The organism is Rhodococcus sp. Q (genome assembly GCF_005503035.1).
Taxonomy (GTDB): Bacteria; Actinomycetota; Actinomycetes; order Mycobacteriales; family Mycobacteriaceae; genus Rhodococcus_G.
In genome coordinates, this window is the sequence record NZ_SCOY01000029.1 from 14,689 (window position 1) to 33,986 (window position 19,298).

The following is a 19,298-nucleotide window of genomic DNA, read 5'->3' on the forward strand; positions in this document are numbered from 1 at the left end:
TGCGCTCCAGGTGTGCGTTCGAATCGGGTTAACGAAGGGGGGATGCAAAAAAGCCGACGCCCGGCCTGCAAGGTGCACAGGACGGGCGTCGGCGATGTCGCTAGCTGTCGGCGTCGGCCTTCTTCGACGCGCGCTTGCCGTAGCGAGCCTCGAAGCGGGCAACGCGTCCGCCGGTGTCGAGGATCTTCTGCTTGCCGGTGTAGAACGGGTGGCACTGCGAGCAGACCTCGACGGTGATCCGTCCGGACTCCTTGGTGCTGCGGGTCTCGAACGTGTTCCCGCAACCGCAGACGACGGTGGTCGCCACGTACTCGGGGTGGATTCCTGCCTTCATGGTGTCCCTTTCGTGGTCGCCGGGTCGGCTTCGCGAATCGAAGCCGTGAACCGGAACCGGACATTGAGTTTCCAACATTCGGCGAACGCCGGATGCGCGGTCGTTCATTCTGCCAGAGGCTGCCGACGTTCTCCTAAACGCCGTCGGCAGCCGATCTGTTCCCTGCTAGTCGTTGCCCATCGAGCCCGGCGCGGTCTTGGTGACCTGCATCAGGAACTCGACGTTGCTCTTCGACTTCTTGAGACGGTCGACGAGGAGGTCGATCGCCTGGTGCGTGTCCAGACCCGACAGCACCCGGCGCAGCTTGTGCACGACGGCGAACTCGTCCGGGCTCATCAGCAGTTCGTCCTTGCGGGTACTCGACAGGTTCACGTCGACCGCCGGGAAGACGCGACGCTCGGCGATCTTGCGGTCGAGCTTGAGCTCCGCGTTACCGGTGCCCTTGAACTCCTCGAAGATCACGGTGTCGCCGGTGGAACCGGTCTCGACCAGCGCCGAAGCGATGATCGTCAGCGAGCCGCCGTTCTCGATGTTGCGAGCAGCACCGAGGAAACGCTTCGGCGGGTACAGCGCCGTCGAGTCGACACCACCGGACAGGATGCGTCCGGACGCGGGCGAAGAGTTGTTGTACGCGCGGCCGAGTCGGGTGATCGAGTCGAGCAGGACGACCACGTCGCGGCCGTTCTCGACGAGCCGCTTCGCGCGCTCGATGGCCAGTTCGGCCACCGAGGTGTGGTCTGACGGCGGCCGGTCGAAGGTCGAGGCGATGACCTCGCCCTTCACCGAACGCTGCATGTCGGTGACCTCTTCGGGACGCTCGTCGACCAGGACCACCATCAGGTAGCACTCGGGGTTGTTGACCGAGATCGCGTTCGCGATGTCCTGCAGGACCGTCGTCTTGCCCGCCTTCGGCGGGGAGACGATCAGCGCACGCTGCCCCTTGCCGATCGGCATGACGAGGTCGATGACGCGGGTGGTCAGGATGTTCGGCGCGGTCTCGAGACGCAGCCGCTGGTTCGGGTACAGCGGGGTGAGCTTGTTGAACTCGGGACGGCGCTTCGCTGCCTCGACGTCACCGCCGTTCACCGTGTCGATGCGAACCAGCGGGTTGAACTTCTGACGCTGCGAGCCCGCGGACTCCCCCTCACGGGCGACGCGGACGGCACCGGTGATGGCGTCACCACGACGAAGCCCGTTCTTGCGAATCAGGTTCATCGACACGTAGACGTCGTTCGGTCCGGCGAGGTAGCCCGACGTGCGCACGAACGCATAGTTGTCGAGCACGTCGAGGATGCCCGCGACCGGCTGCAGGACGTCGTCCTCGCGGATCTCGACGTCTCCGCCGCCACCGCCGACTCCGCCTTCGCCGCGGTCACGTCCACGCCTGCGCTCACGGAATCGGCGACCGCGACGACCGCGTCCCTCGCCGTCGTCGTCGCGGTTGTCACGCGAATCGTTGCGAGGACCGTTCCCCTGGCCACGCTCGTCCTGGTTGCGGTCCTGGTTGCGGCCACCCTGGCTGCGCTCGCCCTGGCTGCGATCACCCTGGTTGCGATCACCCTGGTTGCGATCACCCTGGTTGCGATCACCCTGGCTGCGATCACCACCCTGCCCACGCTCCCGGCGCGGACGGTCACCGCCCTGATCCTGGCGCGGCTGCTGTTCCTGGCGCGCAGGCTGCTGTTCGGACGACTCCGCCTGGTCGGGGGCCGACCCGCCCGCGGGCCTCGACGCACCGCGACGCTGCCTGCCGCGGCGACCGCCCTGGTCGCTGTCGGCCTGCGCGTCCGCGATCTCGATCGCGGTCTGCTCACCTGCGTCGGCCGACTCGGCCTTCGAGGACGTGGCGGGCGCGACGGTCTTCACCGGCGCATCGACCTTCGCCGGCGCGTCGGTCTTCGCCGGCGCATCGGCCTTGGCCGTCGTGTCCCCCTGCGGGGCCGCCTTCTCGGACTTGGCGGACTTGGGTGCGGCGCCGCCCGTCTGCCGCTCCTTGATGGCGGCGATCAGGTCGCCCTTGCGCATCCCGGAGGTGCCCTTGATGCCGAGCTCGCCTGCGAGTGCGCGCAGTTCGGTCAGCACCATGCCGGAGAGTCCGGCACCGCGGCGAGCGTCGGCGCGCTTCGTCGCGGTAGTGACAGCCGAAGCCGTCGAAGAAGTCTGTGAACCGCCGGTCGTGCCCGACGCGGTGGACACCGCATCGTCGAGCGCATTGGTGGCGATCAGGTCCGTATCGGTCACGGAGGTCCTTTCCTTCCCTCGCCCGCGCGGCGCTGGGTCGAGGGTTCGTTCCGCAGTCCAGTCACTGAACTCGGATGTGCCGGACATGTTTCGGAGAATGTCGGGCTGTTCGCCGGCTCTGGCACAGGCACCTTCCGCACCTTCTCCACGAACGATTCCACCATTGCCTCGACGACCTCGAAGCACACGGATTCGGGCGGAAAAAGCGCAGTCCGGAACTCGGGGCTGATCCGTGAATTCCGAGCTTCGCGACCGCGAAGGCACGGCCAGGAAGCTCCTGCATCGGGAGTTGATTGCCCTATAGAGCACCGGCGACTGATACGCACGATGGGCGAACGCCCTCAGGATAGCCGTGAACGCGAATACGGGCAAGAACAACCGGGGTGGTGTGCGTCATCACACCACCCCGGTCGGTCAGACCGTGCGAACGCCGTCCGCGATCTCGAGATCGAGGACGCGCAGGCCCTCCGACTCGGCCGCCGCGCGCAGATCTGCGGGGAACGGCGCGGTGGTCAGCGCGAGCACCGTCGGCCCTGCTCCCGAGACCACGGCGGCGATTCCGCGCTCCCGCAACGCCGCGATCCATCGGGTCGTCACGGGCAGTGCGGCAGCACGCTGCTGCTGATGCAGTCGGTCCTCGGTCGCAGCGAGCAGCAGATCCGGGCGGGAGGTGAGTGCCACCACGGCGAGCGCCGCCCGGCTCACGTTGAAAGCCGCGTCGCCATGCGGAACCGTCTCGGGCAACAACCCACGCGTGTGCGACGTCGACGAGCGATCCTCCGGCACCAGTGCGACAACACCGATGGACGGATGCACATCCAGCCGAACGGCTCCGAACCGGCGCGGGCAGTCGTCGTCGACGAGGTCCTCGCTCCACGAGACGACAGCGCCGCCGAGGACACTCGCGGCTGCGTTGTCGGGGTGACCCTCGAACTCGGACGACAGTTGCACCATCTGTGCTTCGTCCAGCGCGAGGTCGCGGTCGAGCAGCGCGACGAGGCCGTTGGCGGCGGCGAGGCCACCGACTGCGGCGGAAGCCGACGAGCCCAGTCCCCGCGAGTGCGGAATGACATTGCGGCACACCACGTCCAGCCCGCCTGCCCACACGCCCGCGGCCTCGAGTCCACGCTCGATCGCACGCACGACCAGGTGCGACGGTCCCCAGGGAACGTCTTCTGCGCCCTCACCCTCGACGCGAACGGACAGTCCCGACTCGGTTGTGGTCACGGAGATCTCGTCGTACAGACCGAGCGCCATACCCAGCGAGTCGAAACCCGGGCCGAGATTGGCCGTGGACGCGGGCACGCGCGTCGTCACGGTCAACCCCACCGGCAACGTCTGAGTCATCGCTGTGTCGTCGATTCGCGTAGGTGCCACTACACCAACTCGAGAGCCGTGGCGACGGCGACCGGGTCGACCGGGATCGGCTGGACCGCAGGCATTCCCAGCAGCGCCGTATCCGGGTCCTTGAGCCCGTTGCCGGTGACGGTACAGACGACGGTCTGGCCTCGATCCAGCCAGCCTTCCTTGTGGGCGGCGAGGAGACCGGCGACGGACGCTGCGGACGCGGGCTCGACGAAGACACCTTCGGTCCGTGCGATCAGGCGGTACGCCTCGAGGATCTCGTCGTCGGTCGCGGCGCGGAAGGCGCCGTTCGACTCCTCCTTGGCCGAGACGGCCCCGTTCCAGGACGCGGGCGAACCGATCCGAATGGCGGTCGCGATGGTCTCCGGATCCTTGACCGGCGCGCCGTGCACGAGCGGCGCGGCACCTGCAGCCTGGACACCGAGCATCCGCGGCCGCGACGAGGAGATGCCGTCGGCGTGGTACTCCGAGTAGCCCCTCCAGTACGCGGTGATGTTGCCCGCGTTACCGACCGGCAGGGCGTGGATGTCGGGGGCCTTGCCCAGCGCGTCGACGATCTCGAACGCCGCCGTCTTCTGTCCCTCGATTCGCACCGGGTTCACCGAGTTCACGAGACCGATGGTCGGGAACTCGGCCGTGGTCTTGCGCGCCAGTTCGAGGCAGTCGTCGAAGTTGCCCTCGACCTGGATGATCTTCGCGCCGTGCATGACGGCCTGGGCGAGCTTGCCCATGGCGATCTTGCCCTGCGGCACCAGGACCGCACACGTCATCTTCGCGACAGCGGCGTATGCGGCCGCCGAGGCCGACGTGTTGCCGGTGGAGGCGCACAGAACGGCCTTCTGGCCGCGAGCGAGGGCGTCGGTGACCGCCATCGTCATTCCGCGGTCCTTGAACGAGCCGGTCGGGTTGAGACCTTCGACCTTGAGGTACACCTCGCAGCCCGTCAGCTCGGACAGGTGCCCGGCGGGGATGAGCGGGGTACCACCCTCGAGCAGGGTGACTGTCTTCCAGTTCTCGCCGATCGCGAGCCGGTCACGGTACGCCTCGATCAGGCCCGGCCAGGGCGTGTGAACGGGAGTGTGCTGACGGGGGCTATTCACTGGAACCTTCCAATCGGAGAACGCTGGTGACCGCGGTGACGAAATCGAGTTGGGCAAGCGACGCAACGGTTTCCGACAGTGCGGCGTCGGTCGCGCTGTGCGTGACGACGATCAGCCTCGCGCCGTCGCCCGCGCCCTCCTGCCGAACGGTCGAGATCGAGACGTCGTGCTTGGCGAACTCGGCGGCGACAGCGGAGAGAACGCCTGCGCGGTCCGCGACCTGCATGTTGACGTAGTAGCGAGTCGGGATCTCCCCGATCGGTGCGATCGCCAGGTCTGCGTAGCTCGACTCGCGAGGACCGCGGCCTCCGTTGACCTTGTTGCGGGCCGCCATCACCACGTCGCCCATCACAGCGGATGCGGTCGGGGCGCCGCCTGCGCCCTGCCCGTAGAACATGAGCCTGCCCGCGGCCTCGGCCTCGACGACGACGGCGTTGAACGCCCCGTTCACGGAGGCGAGCGGGTGGTCGAGGGGAACCAGCGACGGGTAGACGCGCGCCGACACTCGCTCGGTGCCGTCCGCGGCGACGATCCGCTCGCAGATCGACAGCAGCTTCACGGTGCAGCCCAGCGACTTCGCGGCCTCGAGATCCGCAGAGGTGATCGTCGAGATGCCCTCGCGGTACACGTCGGCAGCGGTGACGCGGGTGTGGAAGGCGATGGACGCCAGAATGGCGGCCTTCGCCGCGGCGTCGAAGCCTTCGACGTCCGCGGTCGGGTCGGCCTCCGCGTAGCCCAGGCGACCCGCCTCGGCGAGGGTGTCGGAGTAGTCCGCACCCGTCTCGTCCATCGCGGACAGGATGAAGTTGGTGGTGCCGTTGACGATTCCCGCGACCTTGTTGACGCGGTCACCCGCGAGCGACTGCGTCAGCGGCCGAATCACCGGGATCGCACCGGCGACCGCGGCCTCGAAGTACAGATCGGCGTTCTGCTTCTCGGCGGCCTCGGCGAGCTCGCCGGTGTACTCCGCCAGGAGCGCCTTGTTCGCGGTGACGACCGACTTCCCCGAGTTCAGTGCGGCGAGGATCAGCTTGCGCGGCACCTCGATACCACCGATGACCTCGACCACCAGGTCGACGTCGGACCGGGCGACGAGCGAATCCGCGTCGGTGGTCAGCAGCCCCTCGGGCACGCCACGGTCCCCGTCGATCCGACGAACCGCGATACCTCGCACCACGAGTGGCGCGCCGATCCGCGACTCCAGATCGGCGGCGTTCTCGCGGATGATCCGCACGACCTCGCTGCCGACGTTGCCGAGGCCGAGGACCGCCACGCCGATCGCGGCGGTGTTCGGTTCAGTCATCTTGCTGTACCTCCAAGCTGAGCAGGTCTTCCACAGTTTCCCTGCGCAGCACGAGGCGGGACTTCCCGTCGCGTACCGCAACCACCGCGGGGCGGGTGAGCAGGTTGTAGCGGCTGGACATCGAATAGCAGTATGCGCCGGTGGCGGCGACCGCCAGGAGATCCCCGGCGCCGACGTCCTCAGGCACCCAGACATCGCGGATCACGATGTCGCCGCTCTCGCAGTGCTTCCCCACGACGCGTGCGACAACGGGCTCCGCTCGACTGTCCCGCGAGACCAGCCGACAGTCGTACTCGGCTTGGTACAGCGCAGTGCGGATATTGTCACTCATTCCGCCGTCGACGCTGACGTAACGCCGAGTTGCGTTGCCGTCCAAGCGGACATCCTTCGTGGTGCCCACCTCGTAGAGGGTGACGGTGCCCGGGCCGGCGATCGCGCGACCCGGCTCGACCATCAGCGTCGGAACGGGAAGTCCGGCCGCGGCGGACTCGGTGGCGACGATGTTCGTGAGCTTCGCGGCGAGGTCGTCCACCGGTGGCGGGTCGTCACTCTCGAGGTACGAGATGCCGAGTCCTCCACCGAGGTCGATGATGTTGACCTGCGAGGTCTTCTCGACACCGAAGCCGTCGACGATCTGACGCAGCAGCCCGATGACGCGGTGCGCCGCCAGTTCGAAGCCGTCGACGTCGAAGATCTGCGATCCGATGTGGCTGTGCAGGCCGACGAGCCGCAGGTTGTCGGTCTCGAACACCCGGCGCACGGCGTCGAGCGCGGCGCCACCGGACAGCGAGAACCCGAACTTCTGGTCCTCGTGGGCGGTGGCGATGAACTCGTGGGTGTGTGCCTCGACACCGACGGTGATCCGGATCAGCACGTCCTGCACGGCGCCGAGCTCGCCCGCGACCGCGTCGAGGCGGTCGATCTCCTGCGTCGAGTCCAGCACGATGTGTCCGACGCCCGCGGTGACCGCGGCGTGCAGTTCGGCAACGGACTTGTTGTTGCCGTGCATCGTGATCCGCTCGGCGGGGAAGCCGCCGTGCAGGGCAACCGCCAGCTCGCCACCGGACGCGACGTCCATCGACAGTCCCTCGTCGGCGACCCAGCGCGCGATCTCGGCGCTCAGGAAGGCCTTCGACGCGTAGTGCACGCGCTCGGCGGACCCGAAGGCTCGTGCCATGTCCCGGCAGCGGGACCGGAAGTCGTCCTCGTCGATCACGAAGAGCGGAGTCCCGTACTCGGCGGCGAGCTCGGTGACGGGAACGCCCGCGAGCCGGACGACGCCGTCGTCGCCGCGAGCCGCGCCACGGGGCCACACCGCGGCCGGGAGGGTCGTCACCTGCGCCGGGTCGGTCGGCCGCGGGGGCAGTCCGGGGGCGTGCTGGATGTCCGCGTGCCGCGGACCGGCAGGGTGCGCGCTCACATCCGCTCCGGTGCGCTCACGCCGAGCAGGCCGAGGCCGTTGGCGAGGACCTGGCGGGTGGCTCCGCACAGCGCCAGCCGTGCGGTGTGCAGGTCGCCTGCGGGCTCGTCGCCCTGCGGCAGGACACGGCAGTCGGTGTAGAAGCGGTGATAGGTGCCCGCGAGTTCCTCGAGGTACCGCGCGATGCGATGCGGTTCCCGCAGGTCCGCGGCGGCGGTGACGACCTTCGGGAAGTCGCCGATCGTACGGATCAGGTCGCCTTCGCGATCGTGGGTCAGCAACTCGAACTTCGGGTTGTCCGTGGTCAGGCCGAGATCGGCGGCGTTGCGGGCCAGCGACGCGAGCCGGGCGTGCGCGTACTGCACGTAGTAGACCGGGTTCTCGCTGGTCGTGCTCGCCCACAGTTCGAGGTCGATGTCGAGGCTGGAGTCGACCGACGACCGGATCATCGCGTACCGGGCGGCGTCCACGCCGATCGCCTCGACGAGGTCGTCGAGCGTGATGACGGTGCCTGCGCGCTTGCTCATCTTCACCGCGACACCGTCGCGGACCAGGTTGACCATCTGGCCGATGAGAACCTCGACCGTCGCCGGGTCGTCGCCGAACGCGGCGGCCGCGGCCTTGAGCCGGCCGATGTAGCCGTGGTGGTCGGCGCCGAGCATGTAGATGCACAGGTCGAAGCCGCGGGAGCGCTTGTCCTGGAAGTAGGCGATGTCGCCTGCGATGTACGCGGCGTTGCCGTCGGACTTGATGACGACGCGGTCCTTGTCGTCACCGAAGTCGGTGCTCTTGAGCCACCACGCGCCGTCCTCCTCGTAGAGGTTGCCGCTGCCCTTGAGGGTCGCGACGGCCTTCTCGACGGCTCCGGACTCGAACAGCGAGTTCTCGTGGAAGTAGACGTCGAAGTCCGTGCCGAACTCGTGCAGGGTCCGCTTGATGTGGTCGAACATCATCGCGACGCCGACCGAGCGGAACGTCTCCTGCTGCTCGTCGGCGGCCAGCTCCAGAGCGTCGGGCCGCTGCCGCAGCACCTCGGCGGCGATGTCGGCGATGTAGTCGCCCGCGTAACCGTCCTCGGGCGTCGGCTCGTTCTTGGCCGCCGCGATCAGCGACCGTGCGAACCGGTCGATCTGGGCGCCGTGATCGTTGAAGTAGTACTCGCGGGTGACGTCGGCGCCCTGCGCGGCCAGGATGCGGCCGAGCGCGTCGCCGACGGCGGCCCATCGGGTGCCGCCGAGGTGGATCGGACCGGTCGGGTTCGCGGAGACGAACTCGAGGTTGATGCGCGTTCCGGCGAGCTTCGACGCGCTTCCGTACGCCTGACCTGCGGCGATAGCCTTCTCGACGATGGCGCCCTGAGCTGCGGCGGCGAGCCGGATGTTCAGGAAGCCGGGACCGGCGACCTCAGCGGAATCGATGCCCGCATCGGCGGTCAGCGCCTCGGCGATCCACGTCGCCAGGTCGCGGGGGTTCGTGCCGGCCTTCTTGCCGACCTGCATCGCCACGTTGCTCGCGTAGTCCCCGTGTTCGGGGTTGCGGGGCCGCTCGACGGCCAGTGTCGCGGGCAGCACGGAGGCGTCGAGGTCGTGCTCGGTGAGGACCTTCGCAGCGGTGACGCGAAGGAGTTCGGCAAGGTCTGCGGGAGTCACGGGTATTCATCCTATGGGCTGGCCATTCAAACCCTGCGCTCAGGCACGGAACGTACAGTGGTGCGACCGCGGGTACGCCCGTCACGCCGGCCGCGTCATCCGTCATCCGACGAGGCGCCCGGCGTGGTGCGACCCCGAGACAGTCCCGACGTCCACATCAGCGAAAGAGCCTCACAGATGCCGAGCGGTTCGGAAAATCGCGGCGCCAAGAGCGGCGCCAAGTCAGCCAAGGCCATCAAGGCGGCCAACAAGAGCTCCGGCGGATCCGCGAAGGGCGGCCTGCCGAAGCAGCGCAGCATTCCCTGGCTGACGATCGGCGCCATCGCCGCAGTCGTCGCGCTCGTCGCACTGCTCGCCGTGAACCTCGTGCCGAAGTACCAGGACAAGGCGGAGGCCGACAAGTTCGCGCCGAGCACGTCGAACACCGATCCGTCCACCGGGATCGACGGCGTCGTCAAGATCGACTACGAGGCCGCTCTGCACGTTTCCGCGGACCAGCGAGTCGCGTACGACCAGACACCCCCCTTCGGTGGTCCGCACGACGGGACGTGGGCGACGTGCACCGGCGTCGTGTATCCGGACGCGATCCGCACCGAGAACGCCGTCCATTCCCTCGAGCACGGCGCGGTGTGGATCACCTACAACCCCGACACCGTGTCCGACGACCAGCGGGAGCTGCTCGCCGACCGGGTCGACGGCAAGTCGTACATGCTCATGTCGCCGTACCCCGGCCAGGACAGTCCGATCTCGCTGCAGAGCTGGGGCCATCAGCTCAAGCTCGACAGCGCCGACGACGAGCGCATCAACCAGTTCGTCGCCGCATTGCGCCTGAACAACTTCGGCGTCTACCCGGAGGTCGGCGCGTCCTGCTCGACGATTCCGGGGGCATTCGACCCGGACAACCCGCCGGCGTTCGATCCGTCCGAGCCCGGTCCGAACGCCGTCTCGATGGACGGCGCGGGCCTGACCCCGGATCCCTCGGAGATCGGCGGTGCCGGACTTCCGATGGCACCGCAGCCGGCACCGGCGAGCTGACGGTTCGACCGTGTCGACCGGATCGAGCGACGACAGTAAGGACGTGGACATGACCTCCACCGACACGGCGGGCTCCGCGCCGCGCAGCCAACGCACCGCGCTCGCGATTCTCGGGCTCGTGGCGGCGATCGCCGTCGGCTTCGGACTGGGGTTCCTGGCCAACCAGTTCCTGCACGACGATTCCGTCACCCCGGTGGCCGGTTCCGTCGACGTCGGGTTCGCGCAGGACATGATCGAGCACCACGACCAGGCGGTGGAGATGTCCGCGATCTCGATCGCGAACGCGTCCGACCCGCTGGTCCGCGACTTCGCCTACGACCTGCTGACGACGCAGCAGAACCAGATCGGTCAGATGACCGGGTGGCTCGCCCTGTGGAATCAGCCGGTGGTGTCGACGGCCGACCACATGGCGTGGATGAGCGACGAGCACGGTGGCATGGACCACGGCGCCGGGACGACCGAAACGGAGGCGGCCACGTCGGGCGGCGCGCAGATGCCCGGCATGGCGACGTCCGCGGAGATGTCGGCGCTACGGCAGGCCAGGGGCGAGGCGGCGGACGTGATGTTCCTGCAGCTGATGCTGCGGCACCACCAGGGCGGACTCCAGATGATCGAGTACGCCGCACAGAACGCCGAGGTCCCGGCCGTGCGCACCCTGGCGCAGACGATGGCGAACACCCAGGCGAGCGAGACCGCCCGGATGACGCAGATGCTCGCCGAGAAGGGCGCCGCTCCGCTCCCCTTCCCCTGACCGGTCCGCTGTCTCAGGGGGACGCGGTGGATCCCCACGTCCAGTCGCGCACCTCGGGCATGTCCTCGAGGTGCGCGACGACGTGGGCGCGGTGCCGGTCCAGCTGAGCCCGGCAGTACTCCTCGAGTTCGTTCCCACGCTCGGGGACCCGCCTGCTGCGGCGGAGCGCTTCGAGCACCAGGTGGTAGCGGCTCATCCTGTTGAGCACCACCATGTCGAACGGCGTGGTCGTGGTGCCCTGCTCACTGAAGCCGCGGACATGGAAACGCGCGACCTCGGGGCGTCCGTGGAGTAGTTCGTGCACCGCTCGCGAGTAGCCGTGGAACGCGAAGACGACGTCGGTGTCGGCAGTGAACAGGTCGACGAAGGTCGCGTCGGAGAAGCCGTGTGGGTGTTCCCCGGGCGGGAGCAGCGCCATGAGGTCGACGACATTGACCACCCGCACCCTCAGATACGGAACCCAGACCCGGAGCAGTTCCGCGGCGGCGAGGATTTCCTGTGTGGGAACGTCGCCGGCCGCTGCCAGGACGACGTCGGGTGGGTCGTCGCCGGCATCCGCCTCCGTTCCCGCCCAGTGCCACACCGAGGCTCCGGCCGCGCAGTGTTCGGCGGCCTCGCCCAACGTGAGGTACTGCAGATGCGGCTGCTTGTCGACGACGATCAGGTTGACGTGGTCGGTGCTGCGCAGGCAGTGGTCGGCGATCGACAGCAGGGTGTTGGAATCCGGTGGCAGCCAGATCCGCACGACGTCGGGCGCGAGCGGGATCGCGGAGTCGATCATGCCGGGACCCTGGTGGCTGAAGCCGTTGTGGTCGTTTCGCCAGCAGGTGCTGGTGAGGAGCACGTTCAGCGAGGACACCGGCTCGCGCCACGGCAGCGTCAGCGCGTGCTGGAGCCACTTGGCGTGCTGGATCAGCATCGACACGCTCACCATCGCGAACGCCTCGTAGCTGGCGAAGACGCCGTGTCCGCCCGCGAGCAGGTAGCCCTCGAGCCACCCCTCACAGAGATGTTCGCTGAGCACCTCCATCACGCGTCCGTCGGGGCCGAGCCCGTCGTCGTGGTCGGTGACGGGCAGTTGCCAGCAGCGGTCGGTGACCTCGAAGACGGCTCCGAGGCGGTTGCTCGCGGTCTCGTCGGGGCAGAAGAGCCGGAAGTCGCCGCCACCGTCCGGACGAGTTCCGTCTGCGTACAGGTCGCGCATCAGTTCGCCGAACACGCGCGTCGTTTCGTGGAAGGTGGTCCCGGGGGTCGTGATGTCGAGCGCATAGCGTTCGAGGGCAGGGATGCGGAGCGGCCGGCGCAGGCGACCGCCGTTGGCGTACGGCGTCGAGCCCATTCGCTTGTCTCCCACGGGCGCGAGACCGGCCAGCTCCGGCACCAACGTCCCATCGGCGTCGAACAGGGCCTCCGGCTCGTAGGACCTCATCCATTCCTCGAGCAGCGCCAAGTGGTCCGGGTTGTCGCGCACGCCGGACAGGGGCACCTGGTGAGCGCGGTGTGTGCCCTCGACGAGGACGCCGTCGACAGTGTGTGGGCCGGTCCATCCCTTCGGGGTGCGCAGCACGATCGCCGGCCACCGCCGGTGGCCGCCTTCCCCGCCGGAACGCGCGACCTCCTGGAGCCCGGTGATCGCGGTGTAGGCACTGTCGACCGCCGCTGCGAGCGCACGGAACACCACCCTCGGATCGTCGCCCTCGACGAATATCGGGGCCCATCCCTGCCCCGCCAGGTACGCCGCGACGTCCTCGTCGCTGCTGCGCCCGAGGACGGTGGGTCCGGCGATCTTTGCGCCGTTGAGGTGCAGGATGGGCAGCACCGCGCCGTCGCGGCGCGGGTTGAGGAATGCGGGGAGCTTCCACGACGCGGACAGTGGCCCGGTCTCGGCCTCGCCGTCCCCGATGACACAGGCCACCAGCAGATCGGGACGATCGAACGCCGCCCCCGCCGCGTGCGCGAGCGCGTAGCCGAGTTCGCCGCCCTCGTGAATGCTCCCGGGAGTCTGCACGCTGACGTGACTGGGTATTCCGCCCGGTGTCGAGAACTGCCTGCAGAGTCGTTCGACGCCGTCGGCATCGGTACCGATGTGGGGGTAGGTCTCCGAGTAGGTGCCCTCGAGATAGGTCGCGGCGACGAGGGCGGGTCCGCCGTGGCCGGGACCGGTGACGTACAGCCAGTCCGCGTCGGTGCGGCGGATATGGCGATTCAGAACGGTGTAGATCGCGGACAGGCCGGGACTGGTCCCCCAGTGACCAAGCAGTCGCGGTTTGACGTGTTCGGCGGCCAGCGGGGCACGCAGCAGTGTGTTCGCCTGCAGGTAGATCTGTGCGACCGTGAGGTAGTTGGCCGCGGCCCACCATCTCAGGTCCAAGTCGAGTTCGTCGTCGGTGTATTCGGCTCCGGTCTCGTCGACCATCGGCTCGCGCCTTCCCTCGGTACCGTCGTGGGATCTCGCCTGTCGGCTTCATGCTGCGGGCTACCTGGGACTTTGTCCACACGACGGGCGCGAATGTGGATTCCGCCTCGGCATGCGCTACGCTGAGCCAGCCCAACAGGCACACCGGGTGTTGTTTCTCGGTGCGCCCCCGTAGCTCAGGGGATAGAGCGTTCGCCTCCGGAGCGAAAGGCCGCAGGTTCGAATCCTGCCGGGGGCACTCGCATTTCGAGTGCACCACTTCACGAAAGAACCCCGGTCGACCACGTCGACCGGGGTTCTTTCGTTGTACGGCGTTCAGCCGAGTGCGCTGAGCGGCGCCATGTCGAAGTAGTCGCGCCATCCGGCGATCTTGCCGTCGTGGGTGATCTCGAAAACCCCCATCACGGGAAGTTCGATGGTGGTGCCGTTCATGGTGAACACGTCCGTGCGTTCGTTCATCACCACGGCCCCTGTCGCCACCTGCCGGTGCACGCGGAAGTCGATGCCGCCGAACTGGCCGATGAACCCGGTGAGGAAGTCCTTGATCGCGTCCTTGCCGACGACCGGCGCCATCGGAATGTTGTGGTACACCGCGTCTTCGGTGAAGTACTCGGCGAGGGTCGCGGCGTCGGCGTCCTTCCAGCGGGCACAGAACTCGGTGACGATGCTGTCGGCGTTCATGCCGGGTCTCCTTCGTGTCGATGTGGTGGTGCGGTCTTCTGAAGTTCGGCGACGACACGGGCCATCAGGTGGTCGTCGGCGGGATCGACGGGCAGGGCGAGAGTGACGCCGTCGACGAGGCCTCCCACGCGTTCGGCGACGACCCCCGCCAGCTCCGCGTACCGGGCCGTCGGTACCAGTGCGGCGAGCACGTCGTCGGTCACGACGTCGGGCAGGTCCGTCCAGTCGTCCTGGCGAACCATCCGGGCGAGGTTCTCCTGCAGGTGGCCGATGCCTGCGTGGTCGAGTGCGCCGCGGTAGGCCGGGGTGGAGTACAGGAAGGCGAACTGACGTCGCTGCCGTTCCCGTGCCCGGGACAGTACGTCGTCGGTCTCCCCGGTGATCACCTGCACGCCCGCGACCACCTCGAGGTCGGCGAGGCGGCGACCCGCACTCGTCGCCCCCTCCGCCAGTGCGGGCAGGACGTCCGCGACGAGGACGGCGCGTCCGGAGTTGGTGGGGTGACCGATGTAGCCGTCGGCGACTTCCCCCGCCGCCCGGCACATCCTGCGGCCGACGCCGCCGAGCAGGATTCGCGGATCCGGCGGCGGGGCGACGCCGTCGACGGGGTTGAAGTACGGCTGCATGCGGGTGAACCGGTAGTGCTCGCCGACGAACGGCACCAGGCTGCCGGTACGGAAGGTCGCGAAAGCCGCCCGGACCACCTGCACGTACTCACGCATCCGCGATGCGGGCTCCGACCACGGCATCGCGTAGCGCTCCTCGACGTTCTGCCGGATCTGGCTACCGAGGCCGAGTTCGAAGCGTCCTCCGGACAACCGGGCCAGGTCCCACGCCGTGTAGGCGACCGCGACCGGGCTGCGGACGAACGCCAGCGCGACCGAGGTTCGCACGACGATGCGGGACGTCGCCTGCAGCGCCGACATGGCGAGCAGGAACGGGTCGTGCACGGTTTCACTGACGTGCATTCCGTCGTATCCTGCGCCCTCGACGCGGCGGGCGAGGTCGGCGATCTCACGCGGCCCGAGGCGCGGGTCGGTGTTCGCGTAGACCCTCACCGCGCGGCGGGTTCGATGATCGCGGTGATGGCGGCGATCTCGGCTCCGGGGATGGCGAAGTGCTCGGTTAGTGACACCGTGTGGGTCTCGTCCCCGACGCTCATGTCGAGCTGGAAGCGCGCAACCACGTCGGTGCCGAATTCGGTGAACGTCAGGTCGCGGATCGCCGTCAGCGGCAGGTACTGCGCCCCGGTCTCGAGCTCGCGGACGATCTCGGATCCGGATTCGCCTGTCCTTCGGCCGTTCTCGACACGGAAGCAGTCGGCGGCGAGACGCACCTTGCTCGCGTCGTGGCTGAGCAGCGACCCGAGGTACTCACGCGCCATCGCCACCCGCGGGCTGTCGGCGGCGGCACCGGTCAGGTCCGCGATCCCGGACAGCAGCGCCGAGGCCAGGTCCGGCCGGCAGATCAGCAGATCCGGCAGATACGGGTGCGGTTCGTTGTAGAGCAGCGGCGTTCCGTCGATCCGCGAGCAGTGCAGGCCCGCGGCGAGCGCGACACCGACCGGTGCGGCGGAGTCCCACTCCCACTGTCCCCCTGCGTGCACGTAGGCGTCGGCCTCGCCGCGCAGCACCGCCATCGCCTTCGCACCTGCCGACCCCATCGGCTCGAGGTCTCCGCCGATCCGGTCGGCGAGCGGTGCGGCGAACTCGGGTGGGCGACTGTCGCTGACCAGGATCCGCGGCCGCGGCCGCTCGCCGGCCGCCGCGCTGCACGTGTCACTGCGATACACCCGGCCCAGCGCGGGCTGCGCGACCGCGGCGGCGGTGATGCCCCGGTCCCGTTCCCACAGCGCGACGTGCACGGCCCAGTCGACGCGTCCGGGCAGCCCGAACTCGCGGGAGCCGTCGAGGGGGTCGATGATCCAGACCCGCGGCGCTGCCAGGCGGGCGGTGTCGTCGGCGGACTCCTCGGACAGCACGGCATCGCCCGGCCGGTGCTCGGCGAGCATCCGCAGCAACAGACCGTTTGCGTCCGTGTCGCCGCGGCGGCTCAGGTCCCGGGCGGCCTCTTTCGACAAGGAGGTCTCGCCGAGTTCGCGTGCGCGCAGCTCGAGCAGCAGGTCGCCTGCTCGGGCGGCGAGATCGGCCGCCAGCTGGGCGTCGTCGAGTTCGTATTCGGTGCTCATCGAGTCAGATACTCCATGATCGCGGCGGCCTGCGCGACGGGATCGCCGTCGTCCGGCGTCAGGACGAGTTCGGCGCGCTCGGGACGTTCGTAGGGATCGTCGATTCCCGTGAAACCGGTGATCTCCCCCGCCCGCGCGCGGGCGTACATGCCCTTCGGGTCCCTGGCTTCGCACTGTTCGAGCGGGGTGTCGACGAACACCTCGACGAACCGCAGCCCGGCGGCCTCGTGCGCCGCACGCACCCGGTCGCGGTCCTCGCGGTACGGGCTGATGAGTGAGGCGACCGCGACCATGCCCGCGTCGGCGAACAGTTGTGACACAGCGCCGACCCGGCGCACGTTCTCGGCGCGGTCGTCGGCCCCGAATCCCAGGTCGGCGTTGAGTCCGTGACGCAGGTTGTCACCGTCGAGGCGGTACGCGGGGATTCCCGCGGCGACGAGTCGGCGCTCCAGTTCCGCTGCGACGGACGACTTGCCCGACGCCGACAGCCCGGTCAACCAGACGGTGGCGCCTGCGGTGGCGCGGTCGCTGCGATCGATGGTGGCACTGTGCCAGACGACCGCGGACTCACGCAGTGTCGGTCCGGTGATCATGCCCGCGGCCACCGTGTTGCCGGTGGCGTCGTCGACGAGGACGAAGCTGCCGGTCACCCGATTGCGCCGGTAGGGGTCGAAGAGCAGCGGCTGTTGAGTGCGCAGCTGAACTCGTCCGATTTCGTTGAGCCGCAACGACTGCGCCGACTCGTCGCGGTGCAGCGTGTTGACGTCGAGGCGGTAGTCCAGGCGCTGCACCCTGGCCTTGGTGGAGCGTGTCGTGTGCAGCATCGTGTAGGTGGCGTCCGGGGAGAGCTCGGACTGCTCGGTCAGCCAGCAGACCATGGCGTCGAGTTCCTGCCCGACCTGCGGGCGATTGTTGGGACGACACAGGGTGTCTCCGCGCGCGATGTCGATGTCGTCGGTCAGCCGGACACAGACGGCCGCGGGTGCGAACGCCTCCGCGAGCGGCGCACCACCCGGTGCGTGGATCTCCGCGATCCGCGAGGTGTGGCCGGACGGCAGCACGACCACCTCGTCCCCGGGCTTGAACACTCCGCTGGCGATGGTGCCCGCGTACCCGCGGAAGTCGTGCAGGTCGGCATCGGTCTGCCGCTGCGGCCGGATCACGTACTGCACCGGGAAGCGGGCGTCGATGAGGTTGCGGTCGGACGCGACGTGCACCTCCTCGAGCAGATGCAGCAGCGAGGAGCCCTCGTACCACGGCATGCTCTCGGTGCGCGTGACGATGTTGTCCCCCTTGAGAGCGGAGACGGGGACGAAGGTCAGATCGTGCACGTCGAGTTTGGCTGCGAACTGCCGGAACTCCTCGCAGATCGACTCGAAACGCTCCTGCGACCAGTCGACGAGATCCATCTTGTTGACGCACACGACGAGGTGGGGAATCCCGAGGAGGGTGGAGAGGAACGCGTGCCGCCGCGTCTGTTCGAGGATGCCGTTGCGGGCATCGACGAGGATGAGCGCGAGGTCGGCCGTGGACGCACCGGTGACCATGTTGCGGGTGTACTGCTCGTGACCGGGGGTGTCGGCGATGACGAACTTGCGCCTCGGCGTGGCGAAGTAGCGATGCGCGACGTCGATGGTGATGCCCTGCTCGCGCTCGGCGCGCAGTCCGTCGGTGAGCAAGGCCAGGTTCGCGTGCTCGTCGCCGCGTTCGCGACTGCTGCGTTCGACCGCTTCGAGCTGGTCCTCGAAGATCGACTTCGAGTCGTAGAGGAGACGGCCGATGAGCGTCGACTTGCCGTCGTCGACACTGCCCGCGGTGGCGACCCGAAGTAGCTGCTGTTCGTGCGTCATCAGAAGTACCCCTCCTTCTTGCGGTCTTCCATGCCTGCCTCGGAGATGCGATCGTCGGCGCGGGTGGCGCCCCGTTCGGTGATACGGCTTGCCGCGACCTCGAGGACGACGTCGTCCGGTGTGGTGGCTGTGGATTCGACGCAGCCGGTGCAGGTGGCGTCGCCGACGGTCCGGAAGCGCACGAGCTCCTCGTACGACTCCTCCCCGGGGAGCAGTGCCAGGAACCTGGTGTGCGCCAGCAGCATCCCGTCCCGTGGCACGACAGGTCTGCGGTGCGCGTAGTAGATCGACGGCAGCTCGATCCGCTCGGCGGCGATGTACTGCCAGATGTCGAGTTCGGTCCAGTTGGACAGCGGGAACACCCGGATGTGCTCGCCCTTGCGGTGCCTGCCGTTGTACAACTGCCACAGTTCGGGACGCTGGGCGCGCGGATCCCACTGCCCGAACTCGTCCCGGAAGCTGAACACGCGCTCCTTGGCCCTGGCCTTCTCCTCGTCCCGGCGGGCGCCACCGAACACTGCATCGAAGCCGCCGTCGCGGATGCCGCGCAGCAGGGCGTGGGTCTGCAGCCGGTTGCGGCTCGCGCGCGGCCCCGTCTCCTCGACGACGTGGCCCGCGTCGATGTCGTCCTGCACGCTGGCCACGACCAGACGAAGTCCGCGCTCGGCGACGACGCGGTCGCGGAACTCGATCACCTCGTCGAAGTTGTGTCCGGTGTCGACGTGCATGACGGCGAACGGCAGAGGCGCGGGCCAGAACGCCTTGACGGCGACGTGCAGCATCACGACGGAGTCCTTGCCGCCGGAGAACAGCAGGACGGGTCGTTCGAAGGTCGCGGCGACCTCGCGGAAGATGTGCACCGCTTCGGCTTCCAGCGCCTCGAGGTGGGTCAGCTGGTAGTTGGGCGGCGAACTGGCAGGCGGGGACTGTGTCGTCATCGGGCCTCCGAGGCTACGGTCGGTACA

Annotated in this window: 15 protein-coding genes and 1 tRNA gene; 3 read left to right on the top strand and 13 right to left on the bottom strand. The window is 68.6% G+C overall.

Going from position 1 to position 19,298, the window contains the following annotated elements; all coding sequences use genetic code 11:
- Nucleotides 1-100: 100 nt before the first annotated feature.
- The 7 genes from rpmE to argS all read right to left on the bottom strand — a co-directional run bounded on the left by rpmE (nucleotide 101) and on the right by argS (nucleotide 9,412).
- Nucleotides 101-334: a 50S ribosomal protein L31 gene (gene rpmE, locus FFS72_RS20870; RefSeq protein ID WP_050063343.1), complete on the bottom strand. Its 234-nt coding sequence runs from the start codon at nucleotides 332-334 to the stop codon at nucleotides 101-103.
- Nucleotides 335-499: 165 nt separating this feature from the next.
- The gene (gene rho / locus FFS72_RS20875) at nucleotides 500-2,575 is read right to left on the bottom strand and encodes a transcription termination factor Rho (RefSeq protein ID WP_249353433.1); all 2,076 of its coding nucleotides are present in this window, start codon (nucleotides 2,573-2,575) and stop codon (nucleotides 500-502) included.
- 414 nt (nucleotides 2,576-2,989) lie between these two features.
- Nucleotides 2,990-3,922 carry a homoserine kinase gene (thrB, locus tag FFS72_RS20880; protein WP_137875733.1) on the bottom strand — a complete coding sequence of 311 codons (933 nt, stop codon included), beginning with the start codon at nucleotides 3,920-3,922 and terminating at the stop codon, nucleotides 2,990-2,992.
- A gap of 29 nt (nucleotides 3,923-3,951) precedes the next feature.
- Nucleotides 3,952-5,040 carry a threonine synthase gene (gene thrC, locus FFS72_RS20885; protein WP_050063341.1) on the bottom strand — a complete coding sequence of 363 codons (1,089 nt, stop codon included), beginning with the start codon at nucleotides 5,038-5,040 and terminating at the stop codon, nucleotides 3,952-3,954.
- Nucleotides 5,033-6,343: a homoserine dehydrogenase gene (locus FFS72_RS20890; protein ID WP_137875734.1), complete on the bottom strand. Its 1,311-nt coding sequence runs from the start codon at nucleotides 6,341-6,343 to the stop codon at nucleotides 5,033-5,035. Before FFS72_RS20890 ends, thrC begins: the two co-directional genes overlap by 8 nt.
- Nucleotides 6,336-7,763 (bottom strand): diaminopimelate decarboxylase, encoded by a 1,428-nt coding sequence (lysA, locus tag FFS72_RS20895; RefSeq protein ID WP_137875735.1) that lies wholly within the window; start codon nucleotides 7,761-7,763, stop codon nucleotides 6,336-6,338. Before lysA ends, FFS72_RS20890 begins: the two co-directional genes overlap by 8 nt.
- Nucleotides 7,760-9,412: an arginine--tRNA ligase gene (argS, locus tag FFS72_RS20900; protein ID WP_137875736.1), complete on the bottom strand. Its 1,653-nt coding sequence runs from the start codon at nucleotides 9,410-9,412 to the stop codon at nucleotides 7,760-7,762. The genes lysA and argS overlap by 4 nt, the downstream gene beginning before the upstream one ends.
- A gap of 177 nt (nucleotides 9,413-9,589) precedes the next feature.
- Between argS and FFS72_RS20905 the strand changes: the two genes are divergently transcribed.
- Both FFS72_RS20905 and FFS72_RS20910 read left to right on the top strand, forming a co-directional pair.
- A complete protein-coding gene (locus FFS72_RS20905) occupies nucleotides 9,590-10,447 on the top strand; it encodes a thioredoxin-like domain-containing protein (protein WP_137875737.1) in 858 nt (285 codons plus the stop codon).
- Between the two features lie 49 nt (nucleotides 10,448-10,496).
- On the top strand, nucleotides 10,497-11,198 hold the full coding sequence (locus FFS72_RS20910; protein WP_137875738.1) for a DUF305 domain-containing protein: 702 nt from the start codon (nucleotides 10,497-10,499) through the stop codon (nucleotides 11,196-11,198).
- Nucleotides 11,199-11,211: 13 nt separating this feature from the next.
- Here FFS72_RS20910 and FFS72_RS20915 read toward each other — a convergent pair whose 3' ends face one another.
- The gene (locus tag FFS72_RS20915; protein WP_137875739.1) at nucleotides 11,212-13,614 is read right to left on the bottom strand and encodes a phosphoketolase family protein; all 2,403 of its coding nucleotides are present in this window, start codon (nucleotides 13,612-13,614) and stop codon (nucleotides 11,212-11,214) included.
- 165 nt (nucleotides 13,615-13,779) lie between these two features.
- Between FFS72_RS20915 and FFS72_RS20920 the strand changes: the two genes are divergently transcribed.
- Nucleotides 13,780-13,852, top strand: a tRNA-Arg gene (locus tag FFS72_RS20920).
- Between the two features lie 77 nt (nucleotides 13,853-13,929).
- Here FFS72_RS20920 and FFS72_RS20925 read toward each other — a convergent pair.
- The 5 genes from FFS72_RS20925 to cysD are packed head-to-tail and all read right to left on the bottom strand — an operon-like array spanning nucleotide 13,930 to nucleotide 19,271.
- Nucleotides 13,930-14,295, bottom strand: a complete 366-nt coding sequence (locus FFS72_RS20925) for a limonene-1,2-epoxide hydrolase family protein (protein ID WP_137875740.1) — start codon at nucleotides 14,293-14,295, stop codon at nucleotides 13,930-13,932.
- Entirely contained in the window at nucleotides 14,292-15,353 is a 1,062-nt protein-coding gene (locus FFS72_RS20930; RefSeq protein WP_137875741.1) for a TIGR03617 family F420-dependent LLM class oxidoreductase, read from the bottom strand. Before FFS72_RS20930 ends, FFS72_RS20925 begins: the two co-directional genes overlap by 4 nt.
- Nucleotides 15,350-16,483, bottom strand: coding sequence for a 3'(2'),5'-bisphosphate nucleotidase CysQ (locus FFS72_RS20935; RefSeq protein WP_137875742.1), 1,134 nt, complete (start codon nucleotides 16,481-16,483; stop codon nucleotides 15,350-15,352). Before FFS72_RS20935 ends, FFS72_RS20930 begins: the two co-directional genes overlap by 4 nt.
- Nucleotides 16,480-18,333: an adenylyl-sulfate kinase gene (gene cysC / locus FFS72_RS20940; protein ID WP_137875743.1), complete on the bottom strand. Its 1,854-nt coding sequence runs from the start codon at nucleotides 18,331-18,333 to the stop codon at nucleotides 16,480-16,482. The genes FFS72_RS20935 and cysC overlap by 4 nt, the downstream gene beginning before the upstream one ends.
- The gene (gene cysD, locus FFS72_RS20945) at nucleotides 18,333-19,271 is read right to left on the bottom strand and encodes a sulfate adenylyltransferase subunit CysD (RefSeq protein WP_137875744.1); all 939 of its coding nucleotides are present in this window, start codon (nucleotides 19,269-19,271) and stop codon (nucleotides 18,333-18,335) included. The genes cysC and cysD overlap by 1 nt, the downstream gene beginning before the upstream one ends.
- Between the last annotated feature and the right edge of the window lie 27 nt (nucleotides 19,272-19,298).